Consider the following 10,184-nt stretch of genomic DNA (forward strand, 5'->3'; position numbering starts at 1 on the left):
GTTCGGAAATTACAGAAAAATAATTAAAATATACCCCCGGGTCTAAAATAATTGGGTCTATTTCCAAATTTACCCCAGACCGGTTGGGGTTTTTTAACCAAAAAAAGGCTATTTTTTAAGAAAGGAGCTGAAAATGGTAAATAACCAATTGAAGAAAGTCTTAGATGAAAAAAAATTGAGTTTTTCAGATTTGAAAAAGTTGCTTGAAACAAAAGAAATAAAAATAAATAACAGCCAGCTTTCTTTATACTCTAGGGGAAAGAGGAATCCTAAAGATAAAAAAATGTGGATAGATATCGCTGAAGTTTTGCAAGTTGATTTACAAGAAATAATCACTGATATAAATTATTATTTGTCAATCATGAATGAAATATCTGAAAACAGTACTGAAAAAAATGGCAAAACTGAAAACGAAAAAACTAATGACTCACTTTTTCAAGAATTGCTCTCTCTTGTTGATAAAAATTCACCATCTGAATTAGAAAAAGTGTACCGATACTGCAGCTTAGTTTCTAATTTTGAAAATTTAAGCAAAGCAATTGATAAGTCAGGAGTAATGATTCTGGTTTCTTCTGGTGAAAATGAGATAAAAAAACCACACCCTGCAATTGCAGAAAAAGTAAAAGTAAATGCTGCCTTAATTAAGTTAGATGAATTTTTTGAAGAAAAACGAACATCAAAACCTAAAAATAGTAGCAAAAAAGATTGGAGTAAATTTACGAAGTGATCGATTACGTTCAAAAGTACATTGACGGTTATTATGCGGGCATGGTCAAATTCAACTATGAACGAAAATTACTTGTTGATTATATTAAACGTGAGGTAGTGCCTCGTCTCGAATCAGGCGAGGTATTTTTTGACGTTGAACAAATCGAGAATTGCATTGGATATACTGAAAAGTATTTCTTTGAATTGGAAGATTTCCAAAAATTCATTATCAGTTTTGTTTTCTTATATTTTTCAGAAAATCATCGGAATGTTTATCGAAAAATATTAATCATGATTGCAAGGGGGAATGGTAAAAATGGATTACTTTCTGCAATAGGAAGTTACTTAACAACCCCTATGCATGGAATCGCTAATTATAATATTTCAATCGTGGCCAACAGTGAGGACCAAGCAAAAACAAGTTTTGATGAAGTCCACGATACAATTGAGAACCATGAAGAATTAGAAGAATTATTTGGTAAGCCACGTAAATCTGAAATCAAGAACTTACAAACAAAATCGCTCTTTAAATTCAGAACATCAAATGGAAATACTAAGGATGGACTTCGAGATGGAGCGGTTATCTTTGACGAAATCCACCAATATGAAAGCAATAAAGATGTAAAAGTACATATTTCAGGGCTAGGTAAACGACCTAATCCTCGTGAATTTTATATAGGAACTGATGGTTATGTGCGTGATGGATTCATTGACCAGATGAAAGATATGGCACTAAAAGTCCTTAAAGGCGAAGCGAAATGGAATGCTATGTTTCCATTTATTTGCAAATTGGATAAGGCAGAACAGGTTGATGACCCTACCCTTTGGGAATTATCGAGTCCTATGTTTTCACTTCCAATGACAGAGTATGCGCAAGGACTTTTTGAAACAGTTCTTGAAGAATATGAGGACTTAGAATTAAATCCTAGCGGACGAGATGAATTCATGACTAAGCGCCAAAATTTCCCAGTGACTGACATTGAAAGAAGCGTGGCAACCTATGAAGAATTAAAAGCAACTAAAAAAGAATTTCCAGAATTAAGGAATCTACCTGCGGTTGGAGGATTTGACTTTGCCTCTACTCGTGACTTTATCGCAGTTGGTGCTTTGTTTAAGGTTGATGGGGATTATGTTTTTAAATCTCATTCATTTGTTCGTAAAGAATTTGTCGATAGAATATATAGCTATTCAAAGCCAAATGAAAATGTTAATGGTAAGCGACGATTTGCTCCGATTAGACAATGGGAAGATGAGGGATTGCTCACAGTATTAGATGAACCGTCAATGGATGCACAACACGTTGTAGACTGGTTTGTTCGTATGCGTGATGAAGAAGGTTATGAATTCCAAACTATTTGTGGAGACGGCTATAAAATGAGGGAGTATTTACAACCTAAATTTGAAGAAGCAGGATTCGAAGTCTCTTGGAATGGTAAATTTGAAGAACCGCTCGGTTACCGTGTAGAAGTTATTCGCAACTTTAGGGCTATTGATGCGCAATTATCAACCGTAATCGAGGATAGTTTCGCCAATCAAAAAATTAATTTCGGTGATAATGATATGATGCGTTGGTACACGAATAATGTACTTAGACATTTGAAAAAAGATGGGAATGTGGAATATATCAAAAAAGAAGATGTCAGACGAAAAACAGATGGATTTAAAGCTTTTGAAGCAGCGATGTTCAAGGCTGATTTACTAAATGAAGTAGATACAACTGATTTCTATGATAATTTGGGGTGGTTTATGGGATAAAACGCTACTTTTTGAGAGTAAAAATCTAGCATAATTCATACTGTAGAGGAGTGAGCAATAAAATATTAGTAATGTGGTGCGATAACCCTCAAATAAAGCTGTCAGAAATGGCGGCTTTTTATTTATAAAAACGCTACTTTTTCGCTCTACTTTTCCATTAAACTTGAATTAAAAGTACGGAAAGGAGAAAATGTGGGACTATTTTCAGACATTTGGTCATCTGTAAAAGATAAATTAAGTACAACCGATTTAACTGGGTATGACGCATTATTTAATGCACAAATCACGCTTGGTATTAAGAATGCTGCTTTAGAATCTTGTGTTTCTTACTTAGCAAGAACTGTTTCTAAAGGTAAATTTGTATTTAAAAATGAAAGCTCAATTACAGATTCTAAATTTGATTATGCTTTAAATATGAGACCGAATCCTAACCAAACAGCTAGTGAATTCAAAATTTCAATGATAAAAAAGCTGTTAAATGGTGAGTTATTAGTTATACAGGATGGTGATCAGTTCTATATTGCTGATAATTTTGTAACAAACTATTCGCTTGATGGGAACACATACACGGGAGTGACAGTTAACTTCTCCAATAGTAAAGTTTCTAATGCTCCTAATTCTGGACCATACGCTCAAAAATATTTTAATAGAACCTTTATTCAAGGAGTGGATTGTTTTCACTTAGACAATGATAATATTGGGATAAAAAAATATGTTGATAGTCTATGGGATGATTATGGAAAATTATTTGGAATCTTAATTGCTAATCAGCTCCGTGTAGGGCAAGTTAGAGCAAAAATTAGCATTCCAGTTAACAGCAAGCTTGAAGATAATGAGAGAAAAAAATTGCAGCAACAATATGCAACAACTTTATACGACAAAATGATGAATGATCCTATTGTCTTTATTCCTGCCGACGACAAATCAAAATCTTCGTATGATGAAATTTCTTCTAGCAAGTCTGCAACACTACAAAATCAGATTACTGACTTTTGGTCTTTAAAAAAAGTATTCATTGGAGAAGTAGCAGGGTTGCTTGGAATTCCTCCGGCACTAGTGCTTGGAGAAACTGCTAATAATTCTGAAAACTTGGATTTAGCAATTGAATCCGCAGTGATTCCATTAGGGAACAAATTATCAGAAGGATTTGCAAGTATTTTAATTAAAAAATCAGGATATTCAGTTGGTAATACCCTACAAATGACTGGATTTAAAACAATTAACATCCTTGACCGTGCAGATGCAATTGATAAAGCAGGGTCTAGTGGTGTTATAAAAGTCAATGAAGTCCGTGAGGCTGCCAATTTACCACCAACAGAAGATGGTGACAGATTTATTATGACTAAAAATTATGAAGAGAAAGGAAAAAATAGTGAAGACACTTAAGTTTAATGGGACTATAATTCCTGATGCGCTTGGTCCAGTATATGACTTTATTAAACGCAGCAATGTTACTCCTAAAACTATGACAGATTTTTTAGAAAATGCAAAAGGAGAAGATGTCCTTCTTTCTATGAGTTCAGGTGGCGGAGAAATTACTGCTGCAAGCGATATGTATACTGCGTTAAAAAAATATCCAGGTAAAGTAAACGTTGAAATAACTGGGAATAGTGCCAGTGCAGCTACAATCGTCATGCTTGGCGCAGATCATGTTGCAATTTCTCCAAGTGCATCAGTAATGATACACAATGTGCAGTCAGGTGCACAAGGCGATTATCGCGATTTGAGTAATGAAGCCGGCGCTTCAAAAAATCTTAGTGAAGGTTTTGCTGAAATGTATGCTCAAAAAATGAATAAGAGCATTGACGAAGTAAAAGAGTTAATGGATGCGACAACATGGTATAACGCCAAGCAAGCTAAAGAAGCAGGATTGGTTGATGAAATCATGTTCGAATCCGCACCAATGATGGTTGCTAGTGACGATTTACTACTTTCTGATGAGGCTGTCTCTAAAATAAACGCTCTTATGCAGAATGACAAAGAACCAACAATGAATATTGAAATCAATCCTGAGCAAATGGAATCAATCAAAAATATGATTGATGAAAAAATATCTGCACTAAAAGCAGAATTTGAAGCTAATAACTCGGCAGACAAGCCACTTAAAAATCAAAAATTTAAACCACTTTTCCTAGGAGGAATTAAATAATGGACTACACAAAATTACCTAATTACGAAGCAGCTGTAGGAAAATATACAGATGCAGTTGCTAACGGAGCCGATGAAAAAGAACAACAAAAATTATTTGCACAGTCTATGGAAGTCATGGGTACTGAAATTGTTGAAAAACTTGCTGATCAAACAAACGAAAAAATCAACTCTCTAATGTCATCTCGTTCTTCTGAAGTAATGTCAGCAGAAGAAACAAAATTCTTTAACGATATTACTTCTGGTGTTGGAAATGTAGAAAAAACCTTGCCTCTTGAAATTATCAATCAAGTTTTTGACGAATTGACTTATGCCCATCCTTTACTTGATATTATCAAATTCCAAGATATGGGGCTTCGCACTAAAGCGATTATCTCTGATGGTATCTATAATGGTGGAACAGCAGTATGGGGGACATTTGCTGGTGATATCCAAGGTAAGTTGAACCAAAACTTCGGAGAACATGATTTTTCTCAAAATAAACTTACTGCATATACTGTTATCCCTAAAGATGCTCTTGACTATAGTTATGATTGGTTGAAAACCTTTATCATCTTACAATTGTCAGAATCTATTGCAGTTGCTCTCGAAACAGCTTTAGTACTTGGAGATGGGAATAACAAACCTGTTGGTTTGATTAAAGATGCTACCGTTGTCAATGGGACTACTACATATGGAGATAAAACAGTATCTGCCGACCTTTCGCCACTTGCTGCTTTAGAAAACTCTCAAGATGTTTCACGACAAGCTGCTAAAATTCTAGCACCTATTATGAAAAAAATGTCAGTTAGTGAAAAAGGAATTCCGCTAAATATTGCTGGACAAGCAAAAATTTTGGTTAATCCTCAAGATTATTACAATTTCACTGCGATGTTCTTATATTTGAATGCAAATGGAGCATGGGTTGATATCTTACCTTTCAATATTTCTGTAATTCAATCAATGGCTGTTCCTGCTGGTAAAGGAATTGTATTTGTTGCAAATCGATACAATGCTTATCGCGGAAAAATGACAATGCAAGAATTTGACCAAACGTTTGCTCTTGAAGATCTTCAACTTTATACTACCAAATCATTCTATTGGGGCAAACCAAAAGATAACAATGCTTCAGCCCTTGTTACAATTGCGGCCGTACCTGCTGGGTAAGGAGTAGTCAATGAAATTAAAAGTAAAAGCTGTCTTTGATGATTTAAAGGAAAATGTTAGACGTGAAGTTGATGAAGTTTTTGAGGCTTCCGTAGCAAGATTCAAGGAGCTTGAAAAAAAGCTCCCTGGTTTTGTTGAAAAAGTGGAGGAAAAAGAAGATAAATAATAGGAGTTAAATATGAGTACTGCAGAAACTTGGGCCAATGATAACCTTAATTCATTCAAACAAAGAATGAGAATCAGTACTAACGATTCTGACGAACTTGCTAACTTAACAGATATGCTCATAGCCTCTTATACCTCAATTCTTAGATTAGTTGGAGTGCCTGATGCAAGTGATCCAGAAGTTAAGGAATTAATTTTTGAGCGTTCACGTTATACATACAATGATGCACTAGATGAGTTCAAAGAGAATTATAAGCAAAATATCCGTGATGTTTTTCTAGCTAATCAGCCTACTGATGATGTAGGAGAGACGCAATGATTAAATCGCAAAAATCACTTAAATCATCTAATCGTACAAATAACGGAACGATGCGGACTAAAGTTACATTTCAAGGAGTAGGGCTTGATACGTCATTCGACGGGAGAGGCGGTGATCCTATTGTTCTTTTTAAAACCTACGCAGATCTTTACTCCCCTAGCAATAAAGATTTAACAATCTTGGGGAATCAAAACGTTAAGAATGGAGCAACCATAAAAATTCGCGATCCCTTAACGAGTTATCAACCTAAAAATGATGACAAGGTTATTATTGATGATCCGAGATATGCAAATAAAGTATGGAATATCATCGATATTCAGCCAGATTTTCATGATCGTACTTTCTTAAAAATAATACTTGGAGGTACAAATCTTAATGAGTAGTTCAATGACAATCAAAGGATTTGAAGAAATTGAAGCAAAATTGAGAGAAAAGTTTAGTGAAACTCGTGTGAAGAAGATAGAAAGTGATGCACTTAAAGCAGCCGCGGATGAAGCTGTAGTTGATTTAAAGAGTACCCTTTCTCAATTTGCAAATTCTGGTGATACAGTAGCTGGTGTTGTTCGAGGGAATGTTTCTAGAACATCAGGATTCCCCGTCATAAAGATAGGTAACAACGGTAAGCATTGGAGACTTGTTCATCTTGAAAATAATGGTTTTGTCAGAAATGGTAAATCATATCGTTATAAAAGTTTTGGTGCTTTACAAAGATTTTCAAATGCTCAAGGGCAAAAATTTGTTAAGACAGCGCAAGCTAATTTGAAGGAGTTGCTAAAATGAAGGATATGCTAAGTGAACTTATGCAATCTTTAGCTAATGACTCTGATATTCTAGCAATTCAAAGAACAGGTGGGCTTAAAAGTTATTCAAGATATGAAAATTTATCTGAAAGCTCAACAAGTATAACAATTACTCCGACTGGTCCACCAGAACAAACAGCTATGAGTAGCAATGATTCACTAGCTAAACATTTTGTCTATCAGGTCAGCATAGAGGCAATTGACCGATTAACAGTAAAAAAATTACAAAATACAGTTGAAAATATTCTAAAAACAAAAGGATTCTTTCAGATGAATGGCGGACTAGATGAATATTTTAGCGATACAAAAAGATATGTGGATGCTCGGTTTTATGAAGGCAATAGCAATCTTTACGAAAATTATTGAAAATAAGGAGAATAAATAATGTCAGTACCTATTGGTTTTAAACGTTTAACAATTCGTGTAAAAGATGGTAAAGATCCAGTTCTTGGGACAAATCAATTTGTTATCGAAGGAAAAAAAGATAATGGTGGGATGGTTTCCGCTAAAGTATCAGGATTAGCGGTTGATGCCGTAAAATCTTATTCTTCAAATAAAGTATACTCCATTTCAGGAAAAGGAGTTGGAGATGGTAAAGTTGATTTCGATATCATGGACTTCCCTGAAAAAATTAAAAATGCAGTGCTTGGAATTGTCGCATCCACTAATGGTGTATACAAAGCTACTGCAGATCGCACTTCTCCATACTGCTCAATTCTATTGGAAGATGTTACCCCTCAAGGTAATCCATATTTAATGGCATTTGTGGACGGAATGTTCTCTTCTGATGGTCTTGAGTTTAATACAGTACAAGGTAAACAAAGTGAACTTCCATCAGAAGCTATTAGCTTTGCCATTGGTTCTGATGACAACGGATTGTACTACTCTACTTTTGTTGGAACAGGAACATCTACTGATGCAGCTGGTATTGCAGAAATTAAAGCTGATGCTTTAATGGTAGCAGCACCTGCAGGAGGTGAGTAATAAATGACTAAGTTGTCAATTAGTCTTCGTGATAAAGATGGTGAGTTTACTGTTACTCAAGAACATGTTAGCGGTCAAAAACTTCTTGATTATTGGGATATGGCAGTTGAAATTGAAAAAAACGCTGATAAGATGTCTATTTCAGACGTTTATAAAAAACGGATTAATTTCATTGCTGGTTTATTCGATAGTTCAAAGGTAACAGAAGAATCAATTTTGGCAAGTGTACCTGCTTGGGGATTGCAAAATTTCATTAAAGATGTTTTTGAAACGATTACTGGTTCAAAAGAAGTTACGGGTGACGAAAAAAAGGAACAATGACAGTCTCAGAAGCTCGTTCTGAATTTCTAGACTTTGTAAAAACGCTAGTATCGACTGGTTCATATACTTTGGCAGATATCCTTAGTAATGATTTTTCTACAGTTGTTTCTGTAGTTGGTGCAAAAATTATATCGAATGATGGTAGCGTAGATGAGCCTGAACAAGAAAAAGTGTTATCGCTTTGGGAATTTGGGCAGTCATTAAAATAAAAATAGCTCTTATGAGCTGTTTTTTTATTTAAAAAAGAGATATAATTAAATAAAAAATACTGGAGTATGATATGGAAAAATCAAATGACAAAGAAGTCAATATTAAAATTGTTTTTACAAAAAAACTTTTGATAGCTTTATTTACTGGTATGGGAGTATTCTTATTTTGTATGTACTTACTTATAATGACTGCCGTTAACCATAGGAATCCATTTAATGGATTGAAGTATGTACCATCAAATATGGTTAAAATACCTATTGATCAGTCTGAAAATTGGAAAATAAGCAAAGATGAAGCTACAAAAAAATTGATAAAATCTGGCTTTAAGGTAGAGTATATCTATAATTTATCAAGTAGTGATGATAATTCAAAGGGCGAAAAATCTGGGATAGATGGTTTGGAAGACAACAAAGAAACAATACAATTTTATTCAAAAAAGAGAAGTGATTATGATACCTTTCCGATTAATTACGGGTATGATGTAAAAGGGATTGCTGAGTATGCTCCAAAGGGTTCAAAGATAATTGTTCGTGTGAGAACAAAGGATATCAATAAAGTTCTTGAATCTCGTAGTTCAACTTACTAAAAAATGAGTTAGATTAATATAATGTATTAATAAATTTTAAGATGAAAAAACGCTACTTTTTAAGGGCGTTTTTTGTTTATCCTTGAATTAAGAATAAAAGTTCAAGGAGAAAGCAATGGCAGATACACCTTTAGGGAAAATGATAATTGAAATGGGCTTTGATGATTCCAGCTTCGCAAAGGGTGTTACTGGAGTTAATAAGCAATTAGCAGCCTTAAAAAATGATTTAAAAACTTCTCAAACCTCATTTTCAACATTTGGGAAAGGTGTTGACGGAGTCAAAAGCCCAATGGAAGTTCTAACAAAATCTATTGAGGCGCAAAAAAGGCAATTAGATTTACTAAAAAAATCTTACAATGGTTCACTTGTTGATGGGAAAGCAAGCTCTAGTACTCAAAAATATGCGACTGATATTTCTCGAGCAAATGCACAATTAATGCAATACCAGGCACAATTAAAAAATGCAGCCATAGAGCAATATAAACAAACCTCTATCTTACCTAAAATGTCTTCAGGACTAGGAAAAGTAAGCTCAGGTTTAAATTCAATTGCTTCAAAAGCTATGCCTGCTTCAATTGCTATAACTGCAACATTTGCGAAAGGAATTCAAGCAGCAACTAATTTCAATGGTAAGATGACTGAAATCCAAGCTTTGTTATCAGATGGAACACCAGCAAGTGTTCTTTCTAAGCAAATGGATACTTTATCAGATAAATCTAAACAATGGGCTAGACAATACGGTATCGATACCTCATCTATCAATGATGGTATGGAAGAAATGATTAAACGCGGTTATGATTTTAATCAAACCGTTGGGGCTATGCCAGCGGTATTAGATGCTTCAAGAGCCTCAGGGGAAGATTTCGGAACAGTAATGTCTGCATCAACTGCCATTCTTGAACAATTTGGCTTGAAGACTGAAGATACAGCATCCATGATGAAAAATACCCAACGTGTAACGGATAGTTTGACATTTGTAGCCAATAAAACATCTGCAGGATTTGAAGACATGGGAATAGCAATGGAATATGTCGGACCCGTA

General features: G+C 34.6%; 15 protein-coding genes. All 15 read left to right on the top strand.

The window, feature by feature from the left end; genetic code table 11:
* The first annotated feature begins 133 nt into the window (after window positions 1-133).
* Entirely contained in the window at window positions 134-727 is a 594-nt protein-coding gene (locus AB6B24_RS11785; protein ID WP_369164763.1) for a P27 family phage terminase small subunit, read from the top strand.
* Window positions 724-2,463 carry a terminase large subunit gene (locus AB6B24_RS11790; protein ID WP_058220479.1) on the top strand — a complete coding sequence of 580 codons (1,740 nt, stop codon included), beginning with the start codon at window positions 724-726 and terminating at the stop codon, window positions 2,461-2,463. The genes AB6B24_RS11785 and AB6B24_RS11790 overlap by 4 nt, the downstream gene beginning before the upstream one ends.
* Before the next feature lie 192 nt (window positions 2,464-2,655).
* Window positions 2,656-3,849 carry a phage portal protein gene (locus AB6B24_RS11795; protein ID WP_369164764.1) on the top strand — a complete coding sequence of 398 codons (1,194 nt, stop codon included), beginning with the start codon at window positions 2,656-2,658 and terminating at the stop codon, window positions 3,847-3,849.
* Window positions 3,836-4,612, top strand: coding sequence for a head maturation protease, ClpP-related (locus AB6B24_RS11800; RefSeq protein ID WP_369164765.1), 777 nt, complete (start codon window positions 3,836-3,838; stop codon window positions 4,610-4,612). The genes AB6B24_RS11795 and AB6B24_RS11800 overlap by 14 nt, the downstream gene beginning before the upstream one ends.
* Window positions 4,612-5,757: a phage major capsid protein gene (locus AB6B24_RS11805; protein WP_369164766.1), complete on the top strand. Its 1,146-nt coding sequence runs from the start codon at window positions 4,612-4,614 to the stop codon at window positions 5,755-5,757. The genes AB6B24_RS11800 and AB6B24_RS11805 overlap by 1 nt, the downstream gene beginning before the upstream one ends.
* A gap of 10 nt (window positions 5,758-5,767) precedes the next feature.
* Window positions 5,768-5,923, top strand: coding sequence for a hypothetical protein (locus AB6B24_RS11810; RefSeq protein WP_167593704.1), 156 nt, complete (start codon window positions 5,768-5,770; stop codon window positions 5,921-5,923).
* Between the two features lie 12 nt (window positions 5,924-5,935).
* Window positions 5,936-6,241: a hypothetical protein gene (locus AB6B24_RS11815; protein WP_270218930.1), complete on the top strand. Its 306-nt coding sequence runs from the start codon at window positions 5,936-5,938 to the stop codon at window positions 6,239-6,241.
* Window positions 6,238-6,624 carry a phage head-tail adapter protein gene (locus AB6B24_RS11820; RefSeq protein WP_270513345.1) on the top strand — a complete coding sequence of 129 codons (387 nt, stop codon included), beginning with the start codon at window positions 6,238-6,240 and terminating at the stop codon, window positions 6,622-6,624. The genes AB6B24_RS11815 and AB6B24_RS11820 overlap by 4 nt, the downstream gene beginning before the upstream one ends.
* Window positions 6,617-7,021: an HK97 gp10 family phage protein gene (locus tag AB6B24_RS11825; RefSeq protein WP_023189091.1), complete on the top strand. Its 405-nt coding sequence runs from the start codon at window positions 6,617-6,619 to the stop codon at window positions 7,019-7,021. The genes AB6B24_RS11820 and AB6B24_RS11825 overlap by 8 nt, the downstream gene beginning before the upstream one ends.
* Window positions 7,018-7,407 carry a hypothetical protein gene (locus AB6B24_RS11830; protein WP_195363072.1) on the top strand — a complete coding sequence of 130 codons (390 nt, stop codon included), beginning with the start codon at window positions 7,018-7,020 and terminating at the stop codon, window positions 7,405-7,407. The genes AB6B24_RS11825 and AB6B24_RS11830 overlap by 4 nt, the downstream gene beginning before the upstream one ends.
* An 18-nt stretch (window positions 7,408-7,425) precedes the next feature.
* The gene (locus AB6B24_RS11835) at window positions 7,426-8,025 is read left to right on the top strand and encodes a major tail protein (protein WP_349710140.1); all 600 of its coding nucleotides are present in this window, start codon (window positions 7,426-7,428) and stop codon (window positions 8,023-8,025) included.
* A gap of 3 nt (window positions 8,026-8,028) precedes the next feature.
* Window positions 8,029-8,346 (top strand): phage tail assembly chaperone G, encoded by a 318-nt coding sequence (gpG, locus tag AB6B24_RS11840; RefSeq protein WP_369164767.1) that lies wholly within the window; start codon window positions 8,029-8,031, stop codon window positions 8,344-8,346.
* Entirely contained in the window at window positions 8,343-8,555 is a 213-nt protein-coding gene (locus AB6B24_RS11845) for a hypothetical protein (RefSeq protein ID WP_216793128.1), read from the top strand. Before gpG ends, AB6B24_RS11845 begins: the two co-directional genes overlap by 4 nt.
* A gap of 71 nt (window positions 8,556-8,626) precedes the next feature.
* Window positions 8,627-9,142, top strand: coding sequence for a hypothetical protein (locus AB6B24_RS11850; protein ID WP_369164769.1), 516 nt, complete (start codon window positions 8,627-8,629; stop codon window positions 9,140-9,142).
* A gap of 115 nt (window positions 9,143-9,257) precedes the next feature.
* On the top strand, window positions 9,258-10,184 hold a 927-nt coding region (locus AB6B24_RS11855), incomplete at its 3' end, for a phage tail tape measure protein (RefSeq protein ID WP_369164770.1).

The sequence above is a fragment of the Lactococcus sp. AK05 genome, assembly GCF_041026685.1.
In the GTDB taxonomy this organism is placed as follows: Bacteria; Bacillota; Bacilli; order Lactobacillales; family Streptococcaceae; genus Lactococcus; species Lactococcus lactis.